Source organism: Roseiarcus fermentans, from assembly GCF_003315135.1.
Lineage (GTDB): Bacteria > Pseudomonadota > Alphaproteobacteria > Rhizobiales > Beijerinckiaceae > Roseiarcus > Roseiarcus fermentans.
In genome coordinates this window covers 289,512-314,919 of record NZ_QNRK01000001.1, presented here as the reverse complement: position 1 = coordinate 314,919, position 25,408 = coordinate 289,512, and the positions used below count along the sequence as shown (strand labels likewise).

Annotated in this window: 23 protein-coding genes and 1 tRNA gene; 15 read left to right on the top strand and 9 right to left on the bottom strand. The window is 67.6% G+C overall.

The window, feature by feature from the left end:
* Positions 1-109: 109 nt before the first annotated feature.
* The gene (locus tag DFR50_RS01445; protein WP_113887478.1) at positions 110-1,738 is read right to left on the bottom strand and encodes an oleate hydratase; all 1,629 of its coding nucleotides are present in this window, start codon (positions 1,736-1,738) and stop codon (positions 110-112) included.
* Between the two features lie 108 nt (positions 1,739-1,846).
* Positions 1,847-2,497, bottom strand: coding sequence for a BON domain-containing protein (locus DFR50_RS01440; protein WP_113887477.1), 651 nt, complete (start codon positions 2,495-2,497; stop codon positions 1,847-1,849).
* Between the two features lie 440 nt (positions 2,498-2,937).
* On the opposite strand from DFR50_RS01440, the gene DFR50_RS31175 reads away from it, so the two are divergent.
* The 5 genes from DFR50_RS31175 to DFR50_RS01420 all read left to right on the top strand — a co-directional run bounded on the left by DFR50_RS31175 (position 2,938) and on the right by DFR50_RS01420 (position 5,290).
* Entirely contained in the window at positions 2,938-3,186 is a 249-nt protein-coding gene (locus DFR50_RS31175; RefSeq protein WP_147262627.1) for a hypothetical protein, read from the top strand.
* A complete protein-coding gene (locus DFR50_RS01435; protein ID WP_113887390.1) occupies positions 3,183-3,413 on the top strand; it encodes a hypothetical protein in 231 nt (76 codons plus the stop codon). Before DFR50_RS31175 ends, DFR50_RS01435 begins: the two co-directional genes overlap by 4 nt.
* A gap of 228 nt (positions 3,414-3,641) precedes the next feature.
* Positions 3,642-3,827, top strand: coding sequence for a CsbD family protein (locus DFR50_RS01430; protein WP_113887389.1), 186 nt, complete (start codon positions 3,642-3,644; stop codon positions 3,825-3,827).
* A 27-nt stretch (positions 3,828-3,854) separates the two neighbouring features.
* A complete protein-coding gene (locus DFR50_RS01425; protein ID WP_113887388.1) occupies positions 3,855-4,007 on the top strand; it encodes a DUF3309 family protein in 153 nt (50 codons plus the stop codon).
* A gap of 170 nt (positions 4,008-4,177) precedes the next feature.
* Positions 4,178-5,290 carry an AI-2E family transporter gene (locus DFR50_RS01420; protein WP_245427237.1) on the top strand — a complete coding sequence of 371 codons (1,113 nt, stop codon included), beginning with the start codon at positions 4,178-4,180 and terminating at the stop codon, positions 5,288-5,290.
* Positions 5,291-5,310: 20 nt separating this feature from the next.
* On the opposite strand, the gene DFR50_RS01415 is transcribed toward DFR50_RS01420, so the two are convergent.
* Complete coding sequence (locus DFR50_RS01415; protein WP_113887386.1) at positions 5,311-9,705, bottom strand: chemotaxis protein CheB; 4,395 nt, start codon at positions 9,703-9,705, stop codon at positions 5,311-5,313.
* A 470-nt stretch (positions 9,706-10,175) separates the two neighbouring features.
* On the opposite strand from DFR50_RS01415, the gene dps reads away from it, so the two are divergent.
* The 3 genes from dps (at position 10,176) to DFR50_RS01395 (ending at position 11,620) form a co-directional block, all read left to right on the top strand.
* Positions 10,176-10,655: a DNA starvation/stationary phase protection protein Dps gene (gene dps / locus DFR50_RS01405; protein ID WP_113887384.1), complete on the top strand. Its 480-nt coding sequence runs from the start codon at positions 10,176-10,178 to the stop codon at positions 10,653-10,655.
* A gap of 90 nt (positions 10,656-10,745) precedes the next feature.
* Positions 10,746-11,126 (top strand): response regulator, encoded by a 381-nt coding sequence (locus tag DFR50_RS01400; RefSeq protein ID WP_113887383.1) that lies wholly within the window; start codon positions 10,746-10,748, stop codon positions 11,124-11,126.
* Complete coding sequence (locus DFR50_RS01395; protein WP_113887382.1) at positions 11,123-11,620, top strand: hypothetical protein; 498 nt, start codon at positions 11,123-11,125, stop codon at positions 11,618-11,620. Before DFR50_RS01400 ends, DFR50_RS01395 begins: the two co-directional genes overlap by 4 nt.
* 378 nt (positions 11,621-11,998) lie before the next feature.
* Here the strand turns inward: DFR50_RS01395 and mgtA are convergent, their stop codons facing one another.
* On the bottom strand, positions 11,999-14,509 hold the full coding sequence (gene mgtA / locus DFR50_RS01390; RefSeq protein WP_113887381.1) for a magnesium-translocating P-type ATPase: 2,511 nt from the start codon (positions 14,507-14,509) through the stop codon (positions 11,999-12,001).
* A 556-nt stretch (positions 14,510-15,065) separates the two neighbouring features.
* Here mgtA and DFR50_RS01380 point away from each other — a divergent pair.
* Entirely contained in the window at positions 15,066-15,542 is a 477-nt protein-coding gene (locus DFR50_RS01380; RefSeq protein WP_113887379.1) for a hypothetical protein, read from the top strand.
* Between the two features lie 31 nt (positions 15,543-15,573).
* Here DFR50_RS01380 and DFR50_RS01375 read toward each other — a convergent pair whose 3' ends face one another.
* Positions 15,574-15,801: a hypothetical protein gene (locus DFR50_RS01375; RefSeq protein WP_147262626.1), complete on the bottom strand. Its 228-nt coding sequence runs from the start codon at positions 15,799-15,801 to the stop codon at positions 15,574-15,576.
* Positions 15,802-16,025: 224 nt separating this feature from the next.
* On the opposite strand from DFR50_RS01375, the gene DFR50_RS01370 reads away from it, so the two are divergent.
* The gene (locus DFR50_RS01370; RefSeq protein ID WP_170152990.1) at positions 16,026-16,379 is read left to right on the top strand and encodes an NTF2 fold immunity protein; all 354 of its coding nucleotides are present in this window, start codon (positions 16,026-16,028) and stop codon (positions 16,377-16,379) included.
* A gap of 252 nt (positions 16,380-16,631) precedes the next feature.
* On the top strand, positions 16,632-17,384 hold the full coding sequence (locus DFR50_RS01365; protein WP_113887376.1) for an Imm52 family immunity protein: 753 nt from the start codon (positions 16,632-16,634) through the stop codon (positions 17,382-17,384).
* A 251-nt stretch (positions 17,385-17,635) separates the two neighbouring features.
* Here DFR50_RS01365 and DFR50_RS01360 read toward each other — a convergent pair.
* The 3 genes from DFR50_RS01360 to pdxH form a co-directional block, all read right to left on the bottom strand.
* A tRNA-Arg gene (locus tag DFR50_RS01360) sits at positions 17,636-17,711 on the bottom strand.
* A gap of 58 nt (positions 17,712-17,769) precedes the next feature.
* Positions 17,770-18,534, bottom strand: coding sequence for a trans-aconitate 2-methyltransferase (gene tam, locus DFR50_RS01355; RefSeq protein ID WP_113887375.1), 765 nt, complete (start codon positions 18,532-18,534; stop codon positions 17,770-17,772).
* Complete coding sequence (pdxH, locus tag DFR50_RS01350; protein WP_245427235.1) at positions 18,531-19,139, bottom strand: pyridoxamine 5'-phosphate oxidase; 609 nt, start codon at positions 19,137-19,139, stop codon at positions 18,531-18,533. Before pdxH ends, tam begins: the two co-directional genes overlap by 4 nt.
* Before the next feature lie 218 nt (positions 19,140-19,357).
* On the opposite strand from pdxH, the gene DFR50_RS01345 reads away from it, so the two are divergent.
* Positions 19,358-20,284, top strand: a complete 927-nt coding sequence (locus tag DFR50_RS01345) for a DnaJ C-terminal domain-containing protein (RefSeq protein WP_113887476.1) — start codon at positions 19,358-19,360, stop codon at positions 20,282-20,284.
* A 168-nt stretch (positions 20,285-20,452) separates the two neighbouring features.
* On the top strand, positions 20,453-21,292 hold the full coding sequence (gene fabI / locus DFR50_RS01340) for an enoyl-ACP reductase FabI (protein WP_113887373.1): 840 nt from the start codon (positions 20,453-20,455) through the stop codon (positions 21,290-21,292).
* Between the two features lie 42 nt (positions 21,293-21,334).
* Here the strand turns inward: fabI and DFR50_RS01335 are convergent, their stop codons facing one another.
* Entirely contained in the window at positions 21,335-22,552 is a 1,218-nt protein-coding gene (locus DFR50_RS01335; RefSeq protein WP_170152989.1) for an MFS transporter, read from the bottom strand.
* A gap of 142 nt (positions 22,553-22,694) precedes the next feature.
* Here DFR50_RS01335 and DFR50_RS01330 point away from each other — a divergent pair, with 142 nt between their 5' ends.
* Positions 22,695-24,083, top strand: a complete 1,389-nt coding sequence (locus DFR50_RS01330; RefSeq protein WP_113887372.1) for a class II 3-deoxy-7-phosphoheptulonate synthase — start codon at positions 22,695-22,697, stop codon at positions 24,081-24,083.
* Positions 24,080-25,363, top strand: coding sequence for an acyltransferase family protein (locus tag DFR50_RS01325; protein WP_113887371.1), 1,284 nt, complete (start codon positions 24,080-24,082; stop codon positions 25,361-25,363). Before DFR50_RS01330 ends, DFR50_RS01325 begins: the two co-directional genes overlap by 4 nt.
* Positions 25,364-25,408 lie beyond the last annotated feature (45 nt).

Sequence of the window (25,408 nt, the reverse complement as noted above, 5' to 3'; positions counted from 1 at the left end):
TCGAGGCGGACGGCAAGGCGACATCGCCAGTCGCCGCGTGGACGGGAGCGGTTCCCGGCGAACACGTTGCGCCTGTCGGCACGCCGACAAAGTCGGTCGCCGCGGGCGGTCAAGCCCCCAGGCCGTGCAGCGCCCGGAACGCGCGATAGAGGACGCGCGGGTCGAACGCGCCGCGATAGACCGCGGGAGGTTTTCGGTTCAGGTTGAGCATGTCGTAGACTGCTGTCTGGGCGGAGCGGATCGAGTATTCGACCGTGAACACGACATCCTCCGGGAGTTCGCAATACTGACCGATGAACGCGAAGTTTCGTGATCCTTTGGGGATCACGTCAGGTCGATCGCCCGTTACGCGCGGCATGAACTGGCTGGTTATGAACGGCATCATGCAGGGGATACAGATCGCGCGACTGAGGATCGTCTCGGCCTCGCGTTGAGCGCCGAGATGCCCGAGCGCCTCCGTCATGATTTCCCGTCCGGAGCAAGCCGACATCGGCTTCTTAACGAAGTTCCCCGGCGTGTCGACGTGGAGGCCGTAGCCCCACAGGACGCTGACGTCATCCGGTTGCCCGATAAAATGCGGCTGGTGCGGAATGACGATCGAGGCGAGCCAGTTCGATTGCGCGAAGGTGACCAGGCCGCCCTCGCCTGGAACGTTGCCGGTGAGATCGCGGACGATGCGCAGAAGCGTGGGATCTCCCATCGTCGTGGTGAAGGAGATCCACTTCGACTGGTCGATATGGTCGGAAAAAACGCCGGGCCTGCCGAATTCCGGCCGCCCGGCCGCGATGGTTTCCCAGAGCGTCCATGCCCCTCCGTCGGCCTTGCTCTTGACCGACGGCGCCGCATCCATCGAACCCAGACTCGCTCCCTCCGTCATCGACCCGAGCGTCACGAAGACGCGATCGATGGGACGGACCGCGATGCGCCCGGCGAGGCCGCCGCGCTCGAAGGCGATCTGATCGACCGTCTTGACGCCGGCGGCTTCGAGAAAGACGAGGTTTGTCACCGTCGTGTTCATCTCGAACACGACGCCTCGCTCAGCGAGCCAGTTGCGCAGCGGCCGCACGAGCGAATCGTACTGATTGTAGGGCGTGCGCATGATCCCCTGCAGGCGGTTGAACCCGCCGACCAGATGAGCAAAACGAACGAGGTAGCGCTTGAATTCGACCGCGCTGTGCCAGGGTTGGAACGCAAAGGTCGTGCACCACATCAACCAGAAGTCGGTCTTGAAGAAGTCCGGATCGAACTGGTCGGAGATCGTGGCGTTTCCGAGCATGGCCTCGGGCTCGAGGGCCAGACGCTCGATCGTCGAGATCTGGTTTTCGCTCAGGCCGAACTTCGGCGCGATCTCGCGATGTCCGTCGCGCATGAGGCGCGATTTCGACGAGGTCTTCAGAGTTTCGTTCCAGTCGAAGATCTCCTGCGTAACGCTTCGGTCGCCGCTGAGCGCGGGGATCGAGGAGAAGAGCTCGAAGGTGCAGACATATTTGCTCTCGAACATGCGGCCGCCTCTCAGCACGTAGCCTGTCTGAGGCGTACCGGAGCCGTCGAGGCTGCCGCCGATGACATCGCTCTCCTCGAGGATCGCAATGTCGTGACCGAGGACGTCCCCGTCGCGAATGAGGAACGCGGCGGCGGCCAGCGAGGCGACGCCTCCGCCAACGAGATAGTGTTTCGGATCGTCTTCGGCCGAATGCACGCGGTGTGCGGCGGGCCGTTCATTGGCGATTGTCGTCATGGGGATCACCATCAGACTGGGACGGGAGGTTGCGGCGTCGCGCGTGGAGCCGCCGGCGCCGGGCCTGAGCCGCAACGCGCTGGCGCGGTCTGTGACCGGCCAGCCTTGCTAGATGACGGCGATGTCATTCTCGACCGATGTCGCCCCGGGCGCAGACCAGGCTGTCCGGCCGGCCAGGTCGCGCGCATTCCAGGTCGTGACTCGGCCCGTCAACTTGATCCTGCCGCCGTGAGAGCCGACCTTGATCGTGTTCGGATCGTAGAACCAGGACCGATGCAGAGCGCGGGTGATGTTTTGGGCGACGTCGTCGGCGTTCACGGTCGGCTTGATCTCGATCTGATTGGAAACGCCGACGACCCCGACCAGCGTCTCGACCGCCTGCGCGGCTGCTTCCTTCTGGAAGTGCCAGTCGACGTCGCCGTTCAGCGTGACCCATCCTCGTTCGACCCTGATCGCGATGGCGTCGCGGGGCACGGACGCATCCCAGGCCAAGCGCTCGATCGCCGCCCGGGCGATGTCCTCGTCGCCGCGCCGGATGTCATAGGGAAGCTCGACCTCGATTTCCTCGGCCACCGCCTTCACGCCCTTCACCCGTGCAGCTGTCTTCGCCGCCGAGACCTTTTGCGGGAAGCTTTCGACGTGTCCGGTGAGAGTCACGACGCCGGCGTTCGCGGCGACGCCAATGTGCGCGGCGTCAATGCTCGGCTCCCAGCCGAGTTCGGCCATCACCGCCTCTTGGAGCTCTCTGTCTTCCGACATGTCTTTGTTGTCCTTCTGCGAGCCGTGAACAATGATCGTCGCGCGCCGCGAGGCGGCCGACCTGGAAGCGCGCCACGCCGCGAGGGAGGCCGTCGTCGCCATCCCTCGAAGCGGAGCGATCCGGATCCGAACCGCCGCTGAGGCATATTGCAGCCGCCGAGCGACATTGCGGGAGACTCGGAAACTACTCACGCCGAGCGCGCGCGGGGCAGGACGCGCGGGGGCTTTCGGCTTTTGCTTGCGCTCGCCGCCGTCCCGTTTGCGTGCGCCGGCCGGGTCCGAGCCGCCTCCGCCATCTCGCCGGACCGGCTTGAGTAATTTCCGACGCTTGTTTCTTCGTCACCATGGCTGTCCAAACGAAAGCGGCCACAGTCACGCTCTGAATTCTTGTCGGCGGGAAACTGAAGGCCAAGGCGAACGGCCACCCGACGGGTAGACTCATGTACAGCAAAGACAGCGCCCAGTTACGAGCGGCCTTCTCGGCGCTCGCCGTCTGCGCCGTTCTCGCCGCTGCGGTCTCGAGCGGCGCACAGCGAGCGACGCCGAACGAAGCCGCGATGAATTCAACACCGACGCCAAGTCTCGTGAGGGCGATCGTCACGCTCGTGCAGCCGGATGGGGCCGACGCGCACGTTGCAACGACCCTTGACGAGGCGCGGCTGCGCAGCAGTGGGGATACAGGACGATGACGATGACGAAGATTGAGATCAAGAAGGTCGAAGAACGACTGAATCACCAGCTCCTCTTCAGCGTACGGGTGAGCGGAGACACCGACCACATGGAATTCCCCGTCGCCATCCTGGATCAGGGATCGCAGGCTGCGAACGAGACCGCCGTCCTTGCCTCGGCGCTTGCTTTCGCTGAAGCGCTCGAGGCGGCGGCGCGGCTCCGGATCGGCGCTGGAGCGCTTCGATAAGGCGATGCCGGCGCGAACGCATGGGCCGATCGGGTCCCGTGCAGGCGACGGCCGCGCTCGGGCCCGGCGCGCCGTCGCGCCACGCCCTGACGACGCGACCGCCCGTCGAATGAGTAGTTTCCGATGCTGCCGCCTTGTGAATGTCTCGTCTAACGTCCCAATGCCGGATGAGAACAGCGCAAGTCGATGCGCGCCGACTCATCTTCGCCAGACGCAAGGAGCGCCATCATGGACAAGAACAGAGTCGAAGGATCGATCAAGGAACTGAAAGGCGCTGCGAAGGAGACCATCGGCAAGGTGGTCGGCGACGCCAAACTGGAGAGCGAGGGCAAGGCCGACAAGGCCGCCGGCAAGCTTCAGAACGCCGTGGGCGGCCTGAGCGACGCCGTGCGCGACGCGGCGAAGAAGCCGTAACCGACGCCGTAGCTGGGAGGCCGACCTATGAGCACGATTCTTCTCATCATCATCCTTGTCCTCATCTTCGGAGGAGGCGGGGGATATTACGCGCACAGCTACTACGGCGCCCCCGGCCTCGGCGGCGTTCTCGGCATCGTCCTGATCGTCGTTGTCGTCCTGTGGCTCATGGGCCGCTAGCCGGCCCTTACTCGACACACGGTTCTTCCCGGCCCTGCGGTCTCGCAGCGCCGGGAAGGACTTCGCCCGCGGCCGCGGCGAGGCGCTTGATTGCTGTGCGGTCCGCCTGCGGGCGGCCTCATCGCGGCGACGCAGCCGAGCCTTCGCGGCTCTGATCTGGAGCTTCTCCATTGCCCGAATCGGATCAGCGGCCCGACATGGAGCCGGTTGACGCGACCGAAGCCCTGTTGGCGGACATGCCGCTGCCGTCGGACGCAAAGACATTCTTTCTCGGCGGAATTTTTGTTCTCGCCTGGCTGGCGGCGGCCTGCGTCGCCAGTGACATCGTCCTGCCGTTGATCTTCGCCATCCTGCTCAATCTTCTGATGCAGCCGGCCATGAGCGCGCTCGAACGGTTGCGGGTTCCCAGGGCGCTGGGATCGATCCTGCTCATTCTCGTCGTGTTCGCGACGATCGTCGGCGTCGGCGCCGCCGTTTCCGGGCCCGCCGAGGCGTGGATCGCCAAGCTGCCCGAAGGAATCCCGCGCATCGAGGCGCGGTTGCGCTTTCTCGACGCGCCGATCCATACGCTTCAGACGTTTCTGACGGCGGCGACCAATTTCGGCGCCGCCGGCCCGCAGCGAAACGCGCCCGGGCCACTGGACGGCGGCGCGATTCTGTCGAGCGTCTTCGCCGGGACGCGAAGCTTCGCCGGCGCGCTGTTCACGACGGTGATGTTTCTCTACTTCCTGCTTCTGGCTGGGGACGGTTTCCTCAGGCGGCTGGTCGAGGTCTTGCCCAGGTTCGCCAGCAAGCGGCAGGCGGTCGAAATCTCGCAGCAGATCGGGCGCGATATTTCCGCCTATCTCCTCACCATCACCATCATGAACACGCTTGTCGGCGCCGCGACGGCGCTCGTCATGTGGTCGACCGGCGTCGGCGATCCGGTTCTCTGGGGTACGGTCGCGTTCATTCTGAACTATGTGCCCATTCTCGGGCCCGCTGCGGCCTTCTTCATCTTTCTGTTCGCCGGCGCGCTGACGATCGACTCGACCTGGCAGGCCCTGCTCCCGGCGGCGCTCTACGCCGCCATCCACGTGGTCGAGGGCGAGACGGCGACGCCGATGCTTCTCGCCCGGCGATTCACCCTCAATCCGGTTCTCGTGGTCGTCTCGTTCGCCTTCTGGTTCTGGCTGTGGGGCGTCCCCGGCGCGATCCTTTCGGCGCCGATACTGGCCACCGCCAAGATCGTGTGCGATCGCATTCGTCCGCTGGCGGCGCTCGGTCACATTCTGGCGGCTTGAGGCCGCAGGCCGCCAACCACTCAGGGCCGGTTCGGCCCCTCCTCTCCGCCCGAGGCCAGAAGCGCCAGCCGGGCGAGCGCGGGCAGCGATCTCGACCCGGTTCGCTTCATGATCGCGGCGCGGTGATTCTCGACGGTGCGCTGGCTGATGTCGAGATCGGCCGCGATGTTCTTGCTGGGCTGGCCGGCGAGCACCCGCTCCATCACGTCGCGCTGTCGCGGCGTCAGGCCCGCCAGGTGAGCCGCCGCCGATTCCCGCACCTTGGTCAGTTTGCCGGTGTCCTTCGACAATTCGAGAGCCCGTTCGAGGCTGGCGACGAGGTCTTCGCGGCCGATCGGCTTCTCGATGAAATCCAGCGCGCCGGCTTTCATGGCCTCGACCGCCATGTGCACGTCGGCGTTGCCGGTGATCATGATCGCGGGCAAGCGATGTCCGTCCTGGTGAAGTTTCGCGAGCAGGTCGAGGCCGCTCATGCCCGGCAGATAGGCGTCGATCAGCAGGCAGGCGGCTTTGCCGGGATCGAAGGCCTCGAGGAACGCCTCGGAGCTCGCATAGGTCTCGACGACGCGGCCGTCGTCTTCGAGCACCGCGCGGATCGCCTCGCGGACCTGATCGTCGTCGTCGACGACGATGATCGCGGCGCCGTCGGAAGCGCCCGCCGCGTCCCGCGGGCGCCGAGAGGGCAGGACCGGCGGATCGGGCGGCTTCGCCAGGAGCTTCGCGATCGCCCGCGTCAGATCGTTGAGCTTGACCGGCTTGTGGAGGTGGACGCAATCGTGAAGCGCGATATCGCGCAGGGTGTCGGTCGAAATGTCGCCGGTGAGAATGATGAACGGAACCTGCCGTTTCAGCTCCTGCCTCAGCTTCTGCGAGACTTGAACCCCGTTCATGCCGTTTGGCAGATTGTAGTCGGCGAGGACCAGATCGGGCCGCATCGTTTCCTGCGCCAGCAAGCGCAGGGCGGCGTGACCATCGATGGCCGTCGAGGTCCGGTAGCCCTCGTCGTTCAGGAACAGCTCGAGGTGTTCGCGCACTTCCGGATCGTCCTCGACGACCAGGATCGCTCCCGCGCCCGGCGGCGTTCGCCTCGACGCGCCGTCCGCCGCGTCCGGGAGGGCGCCGGGCGGCGAAGCGCGCCCGTCCGGCGTCAGCGGAACCTCGATCGAGAAGAGCGATCCCCTTCCCGGCCGCGAGCGCGCCCGGATCGGGTGATGCAGCAGTTCGCCGAGGCTCTTGACGATCGAGAGGCCGAGGCCCAGGCCGCGGCTGCGCTGGCGGGCGGCGTTGTCCACCTGATAATATTCTTCGAACACCGCCTCCAATTCCGCCTCGGGGATGCCGATCCCGGTGTCCCAGACCTCGATGCGCAACTTTCCCTTGCTGCGCCGGCAGCCGAGCAGCACCCTGCCGCGCTGGGTATATTTCAGGGCGTTGGAAATCAGGTTGCGGACCATCTGCTCGAGCAGCTTGCGGTCGCTGCGGATGGACAGGCCGCAGCGCAGCACCCGCAGTTCCAGGCCGGCCGCCTGTGCGTGGTAGGTCAATTCCGCCCCGAGACGATCAAACAGGTCGCTCACCGGGAAATCGCCGACCTCGGGTTTGATCGATCCGGCTTCGATCTGGTTGATGTCGAGCAGCGTGTTCAGCATGCCGGTCATGGCGCCCAAAGCGTCGTCGACGCGGCCGACCAGTTGCCGCGCCTTGTCGTCGACGACTCGTTTCGCCAGCAGGCCCTGAAGCAGGGAGAGGGTCTGCAACGGCTGCCTGAGATCGTGGCTCGCCGCCGCCAGAAAGCGCGTCTTGGCGGTGCTCGCCAATTCCGCCTGACGCTTGGCGGCGGTGAGCGCGTCCTCCGTGCGCCGCCGTTCGGTGACGTCTTCATAGGTGATGACCACGCCTTCGGTCTTCTCGTCGCTGGCGCGGTAAGGCATGATCCGGCGGACGAACCAGGCGGCGTTCTGACCCTGGATTTGCCGCTCGACCGGCGTTTGCGTCGCCAGAACGTCGCGGGCGTCGTCGAGGAGCGCCTCGTCGGCCGCGAGCGACTTGAGATCCGTCAGCGGCCGCCCCACGTCCCCGGGAATCACGTTGAACAAGGCTTTCGTCGCCGGCGTGAAGAAGCGGATGTTGAGGCGCGTATCGAGAAAAATCGTTGCGATCCTGGTGCTGTAAAGAACGTTCTGCAAGTCGTCCGACATCGTCCGCTGGCGCTCGAGCGTTTCCTGCAACTGGCTGTTGAGCGCGGTCAATTCCTCGTTGAGGGATTGAAGTTCTTCCTTGGACGCGAGCAACTCCTCGTTGGTCGATTGATACTCCTCGTTGACGGACAACGCTTCCTCGTTGATCGCCATCTGCTCTTCGCTCGAGATCTCGAGATTGCGAAGGGCGCCTTGCAATTCGGTCCGGGTCGCGTCCAGCTCCCGTTCGAGTTCGGCGACCCGGGGAACGTCGGCCGGCGACACCGCGCCGTTGCGCCCGGCTTGCGCCTCCGGCTCCTCGACGAAGCACACCAGCCACAGATCCTCGCGATCGCGCGGCGCCGGCGTGACGACGATGGTGAGGGACGCGGCGCCCGCCGCCCCCTTGGTCCGGCCGCCAGGCGCCACGACCCGCGCATTTTCGACCAGGGCGCGCTGAACCGCCGATTTGAGCTTCGCGCGCAAGCCCTCGCGAGTCATCGCGATCAGATCGTTGACCGGGCGGCCGGACACGACCTTGAGATAGCGATCCACGGGTCCCTGGAAGTAGAGACATTCGAGTTTGCCGTTGATCAGGACGGCGGCCGGACCATAGGCGTCCAGCACCATCCGTCGGCAAAGCTCGGCAAGCTCGACCTGGCGCGACGGCGCGGACGGCGGGCCGGGACGCGCGCGCAACCGGGCGCCGTCGGCGACGTTCGACGACAGGGCGAAATCGCCCGGTCGGGCGTGGCCGACGCGGCGATAGATGCGCTGAGGCTTGGCGATGGCGACGAACCGTCCGTCGGCGACGCCGACCGTCTCGGCGTCGCCGACGAGCAAGAGTCCGCCTTCCCGCAACGCGAAGTGGATGATGGAGATCACCCGGGCCTGCGCCTCCGGCAGGAGGTAGATCAGCAGGTTGCGGCACGACACGAAGTCGAGACGCGCGAACGGCGGGTCGGCCAGCACGTCGTGCACCGTGAACACGACGTTCGAGCGCAGTTCGGCCGAGATGCGGTAGCTGTGATCTTCCTTGGAGAAGAAACGCGCCAGTCGTTCGCGCGACACGTCCGCCTCGATCGAGAGCGGGTAGAGGCCGTCGCGAGCGCTCGCCACCGCATCGGGATCGACATCGGTGGCGAAGATCTGCAACTTGATCTCGCGTTTCGAGGCGTCGATCTGCTCGCGAAAGAGCATGGCGAGGGAATAGGTTTCCTCGCCGGAACTGCATCCGGCGACCCAGATCCTGAGCGGCCGGTCCAGCGGGTGGTCGCGTACGAGGGCGGGAATGACGCTGCCGGTCAGAAATTCGAACACCGCCGCGTCGCGAAAGAAGCCGGTGACATTGATCAGCAAATCCCTCGACAGCTGATCGCGTTCGTTCGCGTCCCGACGCAGGCGATCGAGATAGCCGGCGGCCGTCTTGACTCCCGCCAGCGCCATCCGCCGATCGACCCGCCGCGCGAGCGTGCCATGCTTGTAGAGCGTGAAGTCATGAACCGTCATCGTGCGCAGGATGGCGATCATGTCCGGCAGGCAGTCCTCCACCGACTTCAGCGCGGGCGATTTCGGCGCCTCGGTCACGAACGCCTGGCCGCGCTCGCGCGCGACCAGCGCCTCTGCGATTTTCGCAGCGCGGAGCACGAGGTCGACCGCGCCGGTCGCCACGGCGCTGCGCGGCATGCCGTCATAGTCGGCTTCGCTCAGGTCCTGGGCGATGACGAGGCCGCCTTTCGCCTTCACCGACCTCAGGCCGAGACTGCCGTCGGCGCCGGTTCCGGAAAGGACCACGCAGACGGCGCGCGATCCGCATTCGCGAGCCAGCGAATTCAGGAGGAAGTCGAACGGAAGCCGTGCGCCGTGGCGCGCCTGCGGCGTGGAAATCCGCAACGCGCCCTTGTCGTCGACCGACAGATAGACGCCGGGCGGAATGACGTAGACGCGCTCGCAGGCGATGGCCGTTCCGTCGGTCGCCAGCAGGACCGGCATCGACGTATGGCCCGCGAGCAGGTCGACCATCATGCTGGCGTGGTCGGGATCGAGATGCTGGACGATGATGAAGGCCATGCCGTTGACGCTCGGCAGCGCGTCCAGGAGCTTGCGGCAGGCGTCGAGGCCTCCCGCCGAAGCGCCGACCGCGACAATCGGAAACGCAGCGCCCTTGCGGGCTGACAGGGACCTGGATATCCACGACCGCCGCTTGCCTTCGGCAGTATGATCGAGGTTTTCGGCCATTGTGCGATTGTTCTCGACGCGCCGAGCGCTCCCGAAGCGAGCGAAAACCCCTAGCAAAGTTCACCGGGGATTGCGACTTGTTTCGACCCGACGGGGCGCCGCCGCGGCGCACACATTCGAACAATTTCGCGCGCGGGCGATCAGTCGGTTCCGAATCTTTCCGCGCAAGGACACTTCCGCCGTCGTCATCTTAGGCGTCGTCCCGACTCCGAACGCGCTGCCTGGGGCCCGGTCGAGGCTGTTCCGGCGGTGTCCCATCGTGGCCCTCCCCGAAGGCGTATCGCTCGGCGGGAAACCTCGCCGCCTCGGCGAGGAATGAGTAGTTTCCGAGGCTGTTCCCGTCGCCGATCGCGCCGCATCGTGCGTCCCAGCGGGCCCATGCTGCGGCCGCCGCGCCGAAGACCCCGTCGTGGACGGCGCTGACGTCGACGGCCGCGGTCCGCATCGTCACGTTCTCGAAGGTTCGAATCATGCATGCGACACACAACACCTTGTCCGAAAATGTTCGCACCCAGACCGCCGAGATTCTGAACCGGCACCTGGCCGCGGCGATCGATCTGCATGGCCAGTTGAAGCAGGCGCACTGGAACGTGAGGGGTCCGACCTTCATCGCAATCCACGAACTGTTCGACAGGGTCGCCGCCGAAGCGGAGGGCTATTCCGACTTGCTGGCCGAACGCGCCGGCGGCCTCGGCGCGGTCGCCGAAGGCACGGTCCAGGTCGCGGCCGCGCGTTCCTTCCTCGTTCCTTATCCGCTGCGCATCGCCGACGAAAAAGAGCACATCTTCGCGGTTGCGGCGACGCTGGCAGCGTTCGGGCAATCGGCTCGCGAAGCGATCGGACAGGCGACGGCGCTCGGCGACGCCGACACGGCGGATCTCCTCACCGAGATTTCGCGCGGCGTCGATCATCAGCTCTGGCTGGTCGAATCGCATGCTGTTCCGAAGTAGGCGAGGCGGCGGGTTTCGCAACGGCTGGGCGGGACAATCCCGAGGGCTGCCGACACATCGGCGCCGGGGCGCACACGGGGGAGGTTATCGATGAAGGCGCTGCGCACCCTGGTCGTGGAAGACGACGCGATGATCGGCGGGCTGCTCGCGGAGACGCTCGAGGACCTGGGTCACACGGTCTGCGCCGTCGAGCGCAACGCCGCCGACGCGGTGGCGGCCGCTTTGCGTTGGCGCCCTGATCTGATGATCGTCGACGTCGGACTCGGCGAAGCGAGCGGCATCGCGGCGGTCAGGGAGATCCTTCGCAGCGCGTTTGTCCCGCACGTGTTCGTGACCGGCGACACGGTGCGAGGGATGTCGCTGGGCGCCGAGACCGTCCTCATCCAAAAACCCTTCCGCGTGTCGGACCTGGAGCGGGCGATCGAGAGGGCGCAAACCACGGCGCCGGTTTCCGACGGCGTCGCGACGTGACCCACGCCGCCTTGTCGCCGCTCATCGGGCCGGAGTTCGACGAATTCCTCTGCGCGCCGATCGGCGAAGATCGCGCCGGAACGCCGCTCAGCGTCCTGTCCGCGCTTGCCCGGCTCGACGTCGATCCCTGGCGGGAGGCCACGAGCCTCGCGCGAATGCCGAGGCAAGCCGCTGTCGAACGATTGACCGCGCTGCTGGATGCGCTGCCGCACGAAGCGGCGGACGGCGTCGCGTCGAAGGCGAGCGCCGCGGCGCTCGTCGCGCTGCTGCCGGGAAGACCGATTCCGAACGTCGCGCCTGAGGGCGGCGCGGTTCAGGCCGGCGGCTTCCGACCGGGGCCGATGCTGCTCGGAGTGGGCGCCATCGTCCTGATGACGCTGATCGTCCTTGCGATGTCGGACCGCTTTCCGGCCGGTCTCGGGACTGGCGCCAATCCGCCGCCGACTCACGCCGCCGGCGCCGCGATGGCCCCGTCGACCAAGACCGTCCCCTGAAGGTCGAGGCTCAGCGGCCGCGCTTGCTTGACGGATGCGAATGCGAAGCCGACCTCGGATATGACGCGTTTCCCATGACATTGCCGCGTAGCGGCTGAAGGGCCAACCCGGGAATCGGCGCGCCGCTGCGATTGCCGAGTCCGCCGCCGCAGGGCGAGGCGTGGCCCCCGGCCGCCCTTGCCGGTCGACCGTCCAGGGCGTCTCCTCGATGGTCGACCGACGCGTTCTTGCCGAGGCGCCTGCGGCCGGCGGGATGGAGGGCGCAGCAATCACGCCTGGAGAGGCAGGCTTCCGCCCGCAACGCGTTGCGAAGGGCGGATCTCTTCCTCTCAAACGACCGCGCCGAGCAACGCGCCGACTACGGCCGCGCCCCAGTCGTCAACTCTGCGCCTCATGAAGGGGCTGAGCGACCGCCAGGGGTTTGAACGCTTCGGCGCAGACCAGATAGGCGGCCACGATCGCGCTGAGAGCAATCGCCAGATGCGGCGGCAGGTTATGGAATCCGAACCATTCCCCCGCAGGAGAAAACGGGATGGCCAGGGCGAGCGCCAGAGACGCCAGCGTCGTGATCGTCAGGAATGGATTGGGCAGGTCCCGCCACGGACGCCCGCGGGTGCGGATGATGAAGATGACCAGAGTTTGGGTGGCGATGGATTCGACAAACCAGCCGGTCCGGAACACTTCCGGACTGGTCTGGAACCAAAGGAAGAGCACGCCGAAGGTCGCCAGGTCGAAAGCCGAAGACAGCGGACCCATCACCCCGGCGAACCGCACGATATCGTGCATCCGCCAGCGTTGCGGCCGGGCGATGTCGGTTGCGCGGACGTTGTCGAAGGGTATGCCGATTTCCGAGACGTCATAGAGCAGATTGTTCAGCAGGATCTGAGTCGCCAGCATCGGCAGGAACGGCAGGAAGAGCGACGCCGCCGCCATCGAGAGCATGTTGCCGAAGTTCGAGCTGGAGCCCATGCGAACATATTTGAGAATGTTGGCGAAGGTTCGCCTGCCCTCCTCGACCCCGTCGGCGACGACGGCCAGATCGGAATCCATGAGGATCATGTCCGCCGCCGCCCGGGCGACGCCCGTGGCGCCGTCCACCGAGAGCCCGACGTCCGCGGCCCGAATGCCCGGCGCGTCGTTGACCCCATCGCCCATGAACCCGACAATCTCGCCGGCGTCACGCAGGGCATGGACGATCCGAACTTTCTGGTCGGGGGAGAGCCGGGCGAAGACGTCCGTATCGCGCGTTTGCACCCTGAGAGCGTCGGTCGACAGCACATGCAGGTCGGCCCCGACGATAGCCTGCTGGGCGCGCAGCCCGACGATCTTGGCCAGGCGCCCGACCACCACAGGGTCGTCGCCGGACAGGATCACGACCCGAACGCCGGCCGCCGCGAGTCGCGCCACCGCCGCCGGCGCGGTGGCCTTGGGCGGGTCGGCGAAGGTGCAAAGCCCCTCGAACGTCAGGTTCGCCTCGTCGTCCGAGGTCGGATCGTGCGCCGCGCCCACCCACGGCCGCGAGGCGACCGCCACGGCGCGCAGGCCGCTCGCCGCCAGGTCCTGCACACGCGCCGCCGCGGCCTTGCGCGCCGCCGCGTCGAATGGCGCTCCTCCGGCGCTGGCGCAGGCCGCCATCACCGCCTCGGGCGCGCCCTTGACGATCAACGTCAAGCCTTCCGGCCCGTCGGCGAGCACGGCGCCCATCCGCCTTTGGTAGTCGAACGGGAACAGACCGCGCCTCGTCCACCCCCCTGGGTCGGGCCGGGCGTTCGTCAAGGCTATGTCGAGCGATCCTTTATCGCCGCCGAGCCGCGCGCAGACGGCGGCGAGCATCGCCGGTCGGTCGTTGGTCTGGCCGTCCGGCGCCAGCGAACCGGCCAATTCGATCCGGGCGGACGTCAGCGTGCCCGTCTTGTCCGTGCACAGGACCGTCATGGCGCCCAGATCGTGAATCGCCGACAGGCGCTTGACGATCACCTTCTTGCGCGCCATCCGCACCGCCCCGCGCGACAGGGTCACCGTGGTGATCATCGGCAGCAGTTCGGGCGTCAGCCCCACCGCGAGGGCCACGGAGAACATCAGCGACTGGATCAGCGGCCTGCCGAAGGCGACGTTGGCGGCGAGGACTCCGACGACCAGAACCGCGGTCGCGCGCGCCACGAGGAAGCCGAGCGCCCTCAGGTCGTGCTGGAAAGGCGAAATCTCAGCGGCCGCGTTGAGGGACTTGGCCGCCTCGCCAAACAGGGTGTTCGCACCGGTGCCGACCGCCAACCCGACCGCCTCGCCCGTCAGGCCGACGGCGCCGCGGAAGAGCGCGTTGCCGGCCTCGGCCGGGGTCTGTCCCTGCGCCTCGCCCGGCCGTTTGACGACGCCGTAGGGTTCGCCCGTCAGCGCCGCCTCGTCGGCGGAGAAGGCGCTGGCCTCCAGCACGAGCGCGTCGGCGGGAATGATGTCGCCGACGCCGACGCGGAAGACGTCGCCGGGAACCACGGTCTCCGCGTCGACGGACACGAATTTTCCGTCGCGCTTGACCTCCGCGCTCACCGCCACGGACTGTCGCAGCGCTTCGGCCGCCCGCTTGGCGCTGCCCTCCTGGGCCGTGTCCAGAGCCACCGACACGCCGAGGATGATGAGGATGATCACGGCGCTCGGCGCGTCGCCCGTTCCCGCCGACACGACGGCCGCGGCGATCAAGACCAGACACATCGGCTCGAGCAGCCTGCGGCCGACGGAGACGATCAGTCCGGTTTCCCGCACCTGCGCGTCGGCGTTGCGGCCGTATGTCTTCAGACGCACGAGGGCGTCTTCCGAGGTCAGGCCGGCGACCCCGCAACCCAGCGCCGACGCGCACTGCGCGGGACTGCGCGTCCAGAACGGTTGGTCAGGCATGTCTCGACCTCGGGGTTTGGGCGTCGGCGTTCCAGCGGCGCCGGCGAAGACCGATGTGACGTTCGCCGGCGATGTCGAACGCGAACGCGCTGTTGGCCTTCTCGCTGGCCTCGCCAGTGTCCCCGATCGGGGCGGCGGCGTCGCTCCCTTCGAGGTTACCGGCCGAAGGATGGCGGACTGTCGATTCGGGCGTGCGACGGCGCCCGCCCGTCATGGTCGCGGCCCGTGCGGCCACGGCGGCGACGGCGTCGGGAGGGGACGTTTTCATGATCTCGCCTGGCCGCCTGACGGCGCTTCCGTCGACCGCAGGCGGCGACGAGCCGCCTCCGGCGTCGACATCTCGAGCCGGACCGTAGCGGTGGGACGCTCGGCGCATCAGTCTCGGAAAATACCTATGGTGCGCGCCGCTCTCATGCGGCTCGCGTTGAGAGAGCGACACCGCGGGCCGGGACACGATCCGGCCGGACGTCGCTGTGCGAGCGAACAGACCCTGTGAAGAGCGTTAGCGCGCGGCTCAGGACAACACTGCGAACTTCTATGTTGTGGAAATAACGTTATGAACCGCGACGGCGCGCTGAGTGCGGTCCATTCCCCGCGCGCTGGCACGCCGCTGCTCAGGCGGAGCTCGTACGGGAGGTGGGCGCCGCGCGACGACGGCGACATCGGCCGCGAGTTGTCAAAACTCTACGGCTTCCCGCTCGACGTCGCTTGCAAGCGTCAAGGGCTCGCCGTGATCGCGCGGGCGCTGGAGAACGATGACCTCGCCCGCGCTCAAGTCGCGACCCTGCTCCTGAAGCTGCCCGATCCGCCGGCGGAGGACGGGGCGGCCCCGGACGCGCTGCAGAAGCGGCTTCTCGCGCGCGAGCTCGTCGCCTCCGGGCTCCTGAAGGCCGACGCCGACTGGGAGGCGGAGCATCCGCGGACCGGAACCGCGCCGAACCCCGGCTGGTTCGCAACCAAGCCGAACGGGGCCGTCCCTCCGGGAGCCAATACGAGATCCGGCGAACCATTCCAGGGGAGCAATCCGGGGTGAAAGCTCACCCCTGTTTGACGGCGCGGCGATCTTACCCGTCGCGGACAATTCCGGTTTTCATCATGAATGACGGGACAAACTGTGGGTCGACTTGAACGCGGCTGGAAACACGTGCTTCGAGGAGGTCAACCTCAATTTCAACGGGGTCGAAGTCGACATCGACATTTTGTGCCGGAACCGGTTTGGCGTCCTCACCGGGGTCGAGGTGAAAACTGGGAACACGGATTATAGCGAGAATCAGAAAATCGTCTATCCGCATGTCCTGTCGGGCTCCGGAGTTGTATCGAATGATCAACGGATCACGCGATTAGGGTTTTCGCCAGGAGAAATTCTTCCTCTTTTGATATTCGATTTGGCATATGCCTCCCGATCCTGGGCAGAGGATAGAGGTATTGTCTCTCATGCGATTGCTTTTATATGGTCGTTAGTGCTATTTTTCAGATGGCTCTGCCAAATCTTGTGCAACAAGTAGGAGAGGGCTCAATGAGCGATGAACACGCCGGAAAACAGGATTCTTCCATGTGGCTCCTTACTGCCCTGAAGGAAACGCTCATCTCGGAAAAGACTGCAATTGCGATGGCGCGAATGGTCACACTCGACCGATACGGACAGACCAAGGTCCAACGCAATGAGCCGCTCGTTGCGCGCGCGGAGGGCGACACCTGGGTCGTCACAGGCACTTATGCCAATGAATTCAACGCCAAAAACCCCCCTGATCCGAACACGGATGGACCGCTGAGCATGGTTATCTCCAGTCTGGACGGTCAGATCTTGTCGTACACCTTCTTGCCGGATCTGCCGTGGATCAGAGAATTCCGAGAGAAGAATTTGAAGTAGACCGGCCCCGCCGACCATCGCGACCGTTGGCGGCGCGGACATCTTGCGACAACATCAACACGGGACGATCGGGCTGTTCCGCACGCGACTTCGCGCCGGAGGCTCTCGACGCGCCCGGCACGCGAGCCAGCCGCCAGCACCCGCGGGACGATCACGCTGCACGGGAACGCCTTCCCCGACGGGTGAGGCGGTCGCCGTCTCCACTACGGAAACCTGACTGTCGTCCACGATCCGAACTGAAGGGAAATCGCGATGATCAGGCCGGACCTGAATCTTTGGTGGGAGCCGCGCGAGCCGGGGCAGGCGGACGACGCTCGCCGACTTGCCCGATTTGTCAGCGGCCTGCCCGGCTTCGACCCGATCTACGAGAGCTGGCTCGCGTCGCCGAGATCGAGGAAGGCGCTCGTGCCTGTGCCGCTCAGCGAGCCTGCGGCGAAACAGCTTCTGAGCGACAGAATCTCGCGCTACGAGGTCGGCGGCGCCCCGTGGACGGAGCTTGGAAGCAACATTTCGGGCGGCCACGCGGGACCGCCCCCTTACGACTTTCGCGCATCGAGCTATGCCGACACCTCCTGTCATGTCGGCCAGTACGGTCGATCGGCCGCCGTCAATCCCAATCACATCTTCATGCGCCTCTCTCAGTTGCGATCGTCGACTGGGCGGCCGTGGCGCGCGTCCGAAGTCAGACCTCTGATGACATTCGCGCGCGAAATCTGGGCGCCGGCGGAAATGTGCGCCACCTTCTCCTTCTTCCCCAATCCGAAAATTCCCGATCCGACCTGGGCGGAGGGGGAGCGGACGCTCAAACCCTGGGTCGGCTGGATCACGTACCTGCCGCCAAACCTGGCCGCGCGGGCGAAATACCCTTCGGACACGCATATCGAAACCCTCGCCGACGGAGCGGCGCTGGTCACGCTGTGCGAGGAGTGGTTCGACGACACCGACCCGGAAGGCATGGCGCGTCTGCACGCCCTTCAGACGGCCCTGCGTCCGATCCAGACGTAAGCGGCGCCCGCTGGACCGCGGCGCGCGCGCTGACGTTCGGGGGGACGTGACGTCGAGACCCTCGACGACGGCGCCGCGCTGGTCACGCTGTGCGAGGAGCCGTTCGACAAGACCGACGCGGAAGGCATGGCGCGCCTGCATGCGCTCGAAGCGGCGCTGCGGCCGATCCAGACATGAGCGGCGAACCGAGAGACGCCGGGACCTTCGAGCGCCGATCAGGGCGGCCAAAGTTCGCATAGAGTGAACAGTGCTGGCGCGCCCGGAGAGATTCGAACTCCCAACCCTCGGTTCCGAAGACCGATGCTCTATCCGTTGAGCTACGGGCGCAGCAGCGCCGTCCTAGCACGAAGCCGCGGCGCCGCGGAAGGGCGCTCTCCGTCCCGGCCTACCGCGTCGCGACGATGAACAGCCGCGGAAACGGCAGCAGGACCACGCCGTCCGGCTCGGCCGGATAGGCGGCGGCGATCTCCGCCTGGTAGCAGGCGAGGTAGGCTTCGCGCTCGCCGGGCGCGAGCGGGTCGAGGAAGGGCCTGAGCCCCGTGCCCTTCACCCATTCGACCACGGCGGCGGCGCCGGCGAGCGGGTGGAAATAGGTCGTCCGCCAGATGTCGACGCGCTCGGCGCGCCCGCGCAGCAGGCGGAAATACCAGTCCGCGGCGTGGCGCGGCGCCCGCGCCCCCGCCGCCCCGGCGAGGGTCGCCGCCCACGGGCCCTCCGCGGCGACCTTGCGCATCAGGGCGTGGCTCGGTTCGTCCAGGTTGTCGGGCGTCTGGAGCGCCAGCGCGCCGCCGAGCGAGAGTTTCGCCATCAGCCGCGGCAGCAGCGCCTCGTGATCGGGAATCCACTGGATCACCGCATTGGCGAGAATGACGTCGAAGCCTGCGCCCTGCCAGGTCTCGATGTCGGCGACTTCGAAGGCGACGTCGGGCAGGCGCTTGCGCGCCGCCGCGATCATGTCGGCGGAACTGTCGATCCCGACGATCTGGGCGTGCGGATAGCGCGCGCGCAAGACTTCGGTCGAATTGCCGGGACCGCAGCCGATGTCGGCGGCGCGGCGTGCGTCCGACACCGGGACGCGGGCGACGAGGTCCCACACCGGGCGGGTGCGCTCTTCCTCGAATTTCAGGTATTGCGCAGCCGACCAGGTCATGGGTAGAGCCTCCTCCGCTCCCAGGGCTGCTCGACGTCGGCGCGGCTGAACAGAACGCGGTCGTGCAGCCGGAACGCCCCGTCATGCCAGAACTCGATCTGCAACGGCGCGAGGCGCCAGCCGCGCCAGTACGGGGGTCGCGGGATCGCGCCGTCGCCGAACCGCTTCGCGGCCGCCTCGACCGCCGCCTCCAGCGCCGCGCGCGACTCGAGCGGGCGGGACTGCTGGCTCGCCCAGGCCCCGATCCGGCTCTGGCGCGGCCGCGAGGCGAAATAGGCGTCGATCTCCGCCTCGGGCATGGGACTGACCGGCCCGCGGAAACGCGCCTGGCGCCGGAGCGACTTCCAGTGGAACAGGGCCGCGGCCATCGGGCTGGCCGCGAGCTCGCGGCCCTTGGCGCTCTCGACGTTGCCGTAGAAGACGACGCCCTGCGCGTCGACTCCCTTGCACAGAAGGATGCGCGCGTCCGGCAAGCCGGTCTCGTCGACGGTCGCCAGCGTCATCGCCTCGGGGTCGTTGATTTCGCTCGCTGAGGCGTCCGCGAACCAGCGCGCGAACAGCGCGAACGGGTCCTGAGCCTCGGTGAAGTCGGTCAAGCTGTCCACGGCCGCGCCGCTCCTTTTCGCCACGAACCCGTTTCCCCGCCTCTTAAACCCGTCCTCGGGGATCGACAACGGCGCCGGGCTCGGCAAACGATACGAATCGCCGGGCGCGCGCCGCCGCGGTCGGCCGTCTTGCGGATGGGGCCGGGAAGGCCCAGATACCATACGGAGACATCGGCGACCGCGCTTCGACGAGGCGGCTGCATTCACATGGGCTCATGATGCGTAATCCATATGAGGTTCTCGGGGTGGCGAAGCAGGCGAGCGCCGCCGAGGTCAAGTCCGCGTTCCGCAAGCTCGCCAAGAAGTATCATCCCGACCAGAGCAAGGAGCCGCGCGCCAAGGAGCGGTTTGCCGAGGTGGGGTCGGCCTGGGAGATTCTCGGCGACGAGAAGAAGCGGGCGGCTTTCGATCGCGGCGAGATCGACGCCGACGGCAAGCCGAGGGCGCCGCAATTCGAGGGGTTCGGTTTCGGCCGTCAACCGGGCGCCGCGGCCGGCTTCGAGTGGGGCCCCGGCGGTTTCAGCGCCGGACCGGGTTCCGTCGATCAGGACATCCTGTCCGAGCTGTTCGGAGGTCGCCGCGGCCGCGGCGCGCGGGCGTCGCGGGCCGCCAAGGGCGAGGACATCGCGGTCACGATCGCGGTTCCGCTGACCACGATCGCGAGCGGCGGGTCGGTTCGCGTCGCCCTGCCCACCGGCCGGACGCTCGACGTCACGGTTCCCGCCGGGATCGAGGACGGCAAGTCGATCCGGTTGCGGGGACAAGGGCATTCGGCCGAGCACGGCGGCGCGCAAGGCGACGTGCTCGTCGCCGTCCGCTACGCGCCCCATCCGACCTTCAAGGTCGAAGGACGCGACCTCAAGGTCGACGTTCCGGTGACGCTTTACGACGCGGTCCTCGGCGGCAAGGTCCGGGTCCCGACCCTCACCGGCGAAGTGGAGCTCGCCGTCGCGCCGGGCGCGGGCGGCGGCCGGGTCATGAGGCTGCGCGGCAAGGGCCTGCCCGCCTCCCAGGACGCGGCGGCCGGGGATCTTCTGGCCAGTATGCGGATCGTCCTGCCGGCCGCGGAGGACCCGGAGCTGACCGAGCTCATGCGCAAGTGGCGCGAGCGCAAGCCTTACGATCCGCGCGCCGGCCGGGGCTGACGCCCCCGCCCGGGCGGAAGCGTGCGACGGCGGCCGGCGGCGGGATATGAGCGATCTCACACATTTTGTGACGGGGGAGACCGCGGCGCTCACTTCCCATGCGCGCCCGGCGACGCTAAGGGATGCCCACTCATCCCTGTCCCGGATTGGAGCCTGAGCGAGGAATTGATGGAGCAAGCCAACCCGGCCCCCGCATCGACGGGCGTCCTCAGCGGAAAGCGCGGGATCATCCTCGGCGTCGCCAACAACCGCTCCATCGCATGGGGAATCGCCCGCGCCGCCCGTGCGGCGGGCGCGGAGCTCGGTTTCACCTTCCAGGGCGAAGCGCTGGAAAAGCGCGTCCGTCCGCTGGCGCAGGAGCTCGGCGCGCAGGTGTTCGGTCACTGCGACGTCACCGACGGCGCCACGATCGACGCGGTCTTCGCCGCGGCGGAACAGGCGTGGGGCTCGCTCGACTTCGTCGTTCACTGCATCGCCTTCTCCGACAAGGACCAGCTGACCGGCCGCTACATCGAGACCACCGAGGACAATTTCACCAAGTCGCTGGCGATCTCCTGCTATTCCTTCACCGCCATCGCGCAGCGGGCGGAAAGGCTGATGACGAACGGCGGCTCGATGCTGACCCTGACCTATTACGGGGCCGAGAAGTGGATGCCGCATTACAACGTCATGGGGGTCGCCAAGGCCGCGCTCGAGGCGAGCGTCCGCTATCTCGCGGCCGACCTCGGGGAAAAGGCCATTCGCGTCAACGCCATCTCCGCCGGGCCGATCAAGACCCTCGCCGCCTCGGGCATCGGCGATTTCCGCTACATCCTGCGCTGGAACGAATACAACGCCCCGCTGCGCCGGTCGGTGACGATCGAGGAGGTCGGCGAATCGGCCGTCTATCTGTTGTCGCCGATGTCGCGCGGGGTGACCGGCGAGATTCTGCATGTCGACGCCGGGTACCATGTCGTGGGCATGAAGAACCCCGCCGCGCCGGACATTTCGGTGGCCAAGGACGTGTAGGGCGCGGTCGCTGACCGCGCCGGCGGCGTCGCCGACGCCGCCCTACAGCCGCCGTCCTCTCCTCGGCGCGACGATCGCGCCCCAGAGCGCCGCGCCGGCGATCGCGATATGCACGGCGGCGTTGTGCAGGAACAGCGCCTGCGGCCCGAAATCCCGCATCAGCGTCGCCGCGATCGCCGGCGCCGCGATCGCCGCGACGCAGTAGATGAACAGCAGCCCGACCGAAATGAAGACGAGATCGTGCGGCGCGGCGCCGTCGTTGGCCATCGAAACCGCAAGCATATAGAGCGCGTAGGTCGTCAGCCCGACGAGAAAGCCGAGCGCGACGACCGACAGGCTCGGCGCCCCCATCCGGCTGAGGGCGAGTTCGAGGCCGGCGCCCGCGGTCATCACCGCCGCCATGACGAGCCTCCGGTCGACCCGGTCGGAGATCGCCCCGACCGGAAAGACGCCGAGCGCCGAGCCCAGCACCATGGCGGAGGTGAAGATCGGCGCATTGTCCGGCGACATGCCGATCCCGACCGCGAAGATCGGCCCGAGCGAGATCGCCGCGCCGTTGGCGGCGCCGGCCGCGAACGCCGCGGCGCAGGACATCGGGGCGATGCGGACGAGCCACAGGAGGCGCGGCCGCACGGTGCGCGGCTCAGCCGGCGGATCGACGCTGGTCATCGCCATCGGCACGATCGCCAGCGCGAGCAGGGCGCCGGCGACCGCGAACGGGGGAAACCCGGCAGGCCCCAGCGGTTGCAGCGCCATCTGGCCCGCGGCGGAAGCGCCGAAATTGGCGATCTGGTAGAGCGCGTAGAGCGCGCCGCGGTTGGCGTTGGTCGCGCGCGCGTTGATCCACGCCTCGATCACGGCGTAGAGGCCGGCGAAGACGAAGCCGGTCAGCGCCCGGCAGGCGAGCCACAGCCAGGGCGAAACGACCACCGGCATCAGCAGGACGCTCACGATCGCGAGCGCCACCAAGGCGGCGAAGGCGCGGATGGGACCGCCGCGCCGGATCACCGCCGGCGCCGCGAGCGTTCCGGCCAGCATCCCGGCGAAATAAGCCGACCCGAGCAGGCCGATCGTCAGGTCGGGAAACCCGTCGAGCCGCGCGCGCAACGGCGTCGCGACCCCGATCAGGGCGTTGCCGCCGATCAGCAGCACGACCGAGCACAAGAGGGCGGCGATGGAGGAGAGAGCGGCGGACACGTCGGACAGAATCGGGTAAAGCGCGTCCTTGTTGCACGCCCGAGCCTCCCGCGCGAGAGACACGGGCGCCGCCGTGGAGCCCGAATCCTCGGCGCCGGGGCGAAATTCGACGCGCCGGCGCAGCCTTCCGGCTTGAACAGTCGGCGGTTTCCGTTCAATAGGCTGCCCTTCGCAAATCGCCGAGGGGCGGATAGAGGCGTTGGGAATGGCCACGACACGTTGGACGCCGGACAGCTGGCGGACGAAGCCGATCGAGCAGGCGCCGGTCTACCGCGACCAGGCGGCGCTGGCTGACGCCGAGCGGCGCCTCGCCGGCTATCCGCCGCTGGTGTTCGCCGGCGAAGCGCGCAAGCTCAAGCGGGCGCTGGGCAGCGCCGCGGCGGGCGAGGCGTTCCTGCTCCAGGGCGGCGACTGCGCCGAGAGCTTCGGCGAACATTCGGCCGACAACATCCGCGACTTCTTCCGCGTCTTCCTGCAGATGGCGGTGGTGATGACCTTCGCGGCGGGTTCGCCCATCGTCAAGGTCGGGCGGGTCGCCGGCCAGTTCGCCAAACCCCGGTCGTCGAACCTCGAGACGGTCGACGGCGTGTCGCTGCCGGCCTACCGCGGCGACATCGTCAACGACATCGCGTTCGACGCCGAGGCGCGCGAGCCCGATCCGCGCCGCCAGCTCGAGGCCTATCGCCAGTCGGCCGCGACCCTGAATCTCTTGCGCGCCTTCGCCACCGGCGGCTACGCCAACCTCGAGAACGCCCATCGCTGGATGCTCGGCTTCGTCAAGGACAGCCCGCAGTCGGAGCGCTACCAGCTGGTCGCCGACCGGATCAGCGAGACGCTCGGCTTCATGCGCGCCATCGGCCTCGACGCCGAATCGCATCCGGAGCTCCGGGCGACCGACTTCTACACCTCGCACGAGGCGCTGCTGCTCGGCTACGAGCAGGCCTTGACCCGGCTCGACTCCACCTCGGGCGACTACTACGCGACGTCGGGCCACATGATCTGGATCGGCGACCGGACGCGCCAGCTCGGCGGCGCCCACGTCGACTATTGCCGCGGCGTGAAGAACCCGATCGGATTGAAGTGCGGCCCGTCGATCACGGCCGACGATCTGCTGCGCCTGATCGAAATCCTCGATCCGGAACAGGAGCCGGGACGCCTGACGCTGATCTGCCGCTTCGGCGCCGACAAGGTCGAGGCGGCGCTTCCGACGCTCCTGCGCGCAGTGAAGCGCGAGGGCCGCCAGCTCCTGTGGGTCACCGATCCGATGCACGGCAACACGATCAAGACCTCGACCGGCTACAAGACCCGGCCGACTGACCGCATCGGCGCCGAGGTGCGCGCCTTTTTCGCGATGACGGCGGCCGAAGGCGTCCATGCCGGCGGCGTCCATCTGGAAATGACGGGCCAGAACGTCACCGAATGCACGGGCGGCGCGCGCGCGATCTCCGAGCAGGATCTGCGCAACCGGTACAACACCTATTGCGACCCGCGGCTGAACGCCGAGCAGTCGATCGAGCTCGCCTTCACGATCGCGGAGCTGCTGAAGGCGCAGCGCCTCGCCCAGCCGGAACGGCCGGCGCGGGCGGCCGAATGACCGGACGGCCGCCGGTCGCGTTCGACGGGCCGGCGAAGCCAGCCTCGCGGCGCGCGGGGTCGCTGATGCGCATCTCCGACTACGCCGTCGGCAAGGACAACAACTTCACCCTGCTGCGCCTGCTCGCGGCGGCTCTCGTCGTCTTCACCCACTCGCTGGCGGCGCTCGGCCGCCCCTGGGTCACCGACGCCTTTCTCGCCGGTTTCGGCCGCAGCTACGGCGAGGCGGCGCTGGACATGCTGTTCGTCACCAGCGGCTTCCTGGTGACGGCGAGCCTGCTCTTGCGGCCGAACCTGATCGAGTTCTACTGGGCGCGGCTCTTGCGCCTCTATCCCGGCCTCTGGGTCATGCTGATCGTGACCACGTTCGGGCTCGCGCCGTTCGTCACCACCCTGCCGCTGCGCGAGTTCTTCGGCTCGCGCCTGACCTGGGAATACCTGTGGAAGTGCTCGACCCTGTTCTCCGGCATCCGCTTCTCGCTGCCGGGCGTGTTCGAGTCCATGCCGCTCAGGAACGAGTTCAACGGCTCGCTGTGGACGCTGCCGGTCGAACTGCGCATGTACGTCTACCTGGGGATCACCTGGATCGCGTTCGCGTTCGCGCCGAAATTCCGGCTGAAGGGGGTGATGATCTTCGCGCCCGTCGCCGCCGTCGTCTACGGCGCCGCCGTGGCGCGCTCCCGCCTGTCCGGCGGCCCGTTCTCCGGGACGGACGTCGCCATCTTCATGTGGCTCTACGGCTCGGCGCTCTGGTACTGGCGCCACAAGATCCCGATGTCCTGGGGCGTGCTCGCCGCGCTCGTGGCGGTTCTCGCGCTCGCGGGGTCGGTCGACCAGCGCGTCGGCTTCGTCGCCTATCTCCTCTGCTGGACGCCGATCGTCCTCCACCTCGCCTATCTGCCGGGCGGGTTCATCCGCCGCTACGCCAGCGCGGGCGACTATTCCTACGGCGTCTACATCTACGCCTTCCCGGCGCAGCAGACGCTCGCCTTCGCCTTTCCCGGCATCACGCTCGCGGGACTGCTCGCCTCGTCTGCGGCGATCGCCGCCGTGTCGGCGGGCCTTTCCTGGCATTTGGTCGAGAAGCGCGCGCTGCGGATGAAGCACCGCTGCGCCGAAGCGACGCAACGCTGGCTCGGCGCCGCCGTCGACCGGTTCGTCGCGGCGCTGCCGGGAAGCGAGGCCGCGCACGCCGAGGAGCGCCGGCTCGTGGCGCTCGCCGCCAAACGTCTGCAGACCGCGGTCGAGACGGAGCCCGAAACGCGCAAGGCGCCGAACTGAGCGGCCCACGCCGTTTCGAGCAAAGGCCCGCCGGCAGGCCGTTTC

Excerpts from the sequence above, each read along its gene's own strand:
- dps (WP_113887384.1), top strand. The coding sequence starts at position 10,176 with ATGCATGCGACACACAACACCTTGTCCGAAAATGTTCGCACCCAGACC.
- DFR50_RS01365 (WP_113887376.1), top strand. The coding sequence starts at position 16,632 with ATGATCAGGCCGGACCTGAATCTTTGGTGGGAGCCGCGCGAGCCGGGG.
- DFR50_RS01325 (WP_113887371.1), top strand. The coding sequence starts at position 24,080 with ATGACCGGACGGCCGCCGGTCGCGTTCGACGGGCCGGCGAAGCCAGCC.
- DFR50_RS01345 (WP_113887476.1), top strand. The coding sequence starts at position 19,358 with ATGCGTAATCCATATGAGGTTCTCGGGGTGGCGAAGCAGGCGAGCGCC.
- DFR50_RS01370 (WP_170152990.1), top strand. The coding sequence starts at position 16,026 with ATGAGCGATGAACACGCCGGAAAACAGGATTCTTCCATGTGGCTCCTT.
- DFR50_RS31175 (WP_147262627.1), top strand. The coding sequence starts at position 2,938 with ATGTACAGCAAAGACAGCGCCCAGTTACGAGCGGCCTTCTCGGCGCTC.
- DFR50_RS01330 (WP_113887372.1), top strand. The coding sequence starts at position 22,695 with ATGGCCACGACACGTTGGACGCCGGACAGCTGGCGGACGAAGCCGATC.
- DFR50_RS01425 (WP_113887388.1), top strand. The coding sequence starts at position 3,855 with ATGAGCACGATTCTTCTCATCATCATCCTTGTCCTCATCTTCGGAGGA.
- fabI (WP_113887373.1), top strand. The coding sequence starts at position 20,453 with ATGGAGCAAGCCAACCCGGCCCCCGCATCGACGGGCGTCCTCAGCGGA.
- DFR50_RS01440 (WP_113887477.1), bottom strand. The coding sequence starts at position 2,497 with ATGTCGGAAGACAGAGAGCTCCAAGAGGCGGTGATGGCCGAACTCGGC.
- tam (WP_113887375.1), bottom strand. The coding sequence starts at position 18,534 with ATGACCTGGTCGGCTGCGCAATACCTGAAATTCGAGGAAGAGCGCACC.
- DFR50_RS01445 (WP_113887478.1), bottom strand. The coding sequence starts at position 1,738 with ATGACGACAATCGCCAATGAACGGCCCGCCGCACACCGCGTGCATTCG.
- DFR50_RS01400 (WP_113887383.1), top strand. The coding sequence starts at position 10,746 with ATGAAGGCGCTGCGCACCCTGGTCGTGGAAGACGACGCGATGATCGGC.
- DFR50_RS01415 (WP_113887386.1), bottom strand. The coding sequence starts at position 9,705 with ATGGCCGAAAACCTCGATCATACTGCCGAAGGCAAGCGGCGGTCGTGG.
- DFR50_RS01430 (WP_113887389.1), top strand. The coding sequence starts at position 3,642 with ATGGACAAGAACAGAGTCGAAGGATCGATCAAGGAACTGAAAGGCGCT.
- DFR50_RS01375 (WP_147262626.1), bottom strand. The coding sequence starts at position 15,801 with ATGCGGATAGACGATTTTCTGATTCTCGCTATAATCCGTGTTCCCAGT.
- DFR50_RS01435 (WP_113887390.1), top strand. The coding sequence starts at position 3,183 with ATGACGATGACGAAGATTGAGATCAAGAAGGTCGAAGAACGACTGAAT.
- mgtA (WP_113887381.1), bottom strand. The coding sequence starts at position 14,509 with ATGCCTGACCAACCGTTCTGGACGCGCAGTCCCGCGCAGTGCGCGTCG.
- DFR50_RS01380 (WP_113887379.1), top strand. The coding sequence starts at position 15,066 with ATGAACCGCGACGGCGCGCTGAGTGCGGTCCATTCCCCGCGCGCTGGC.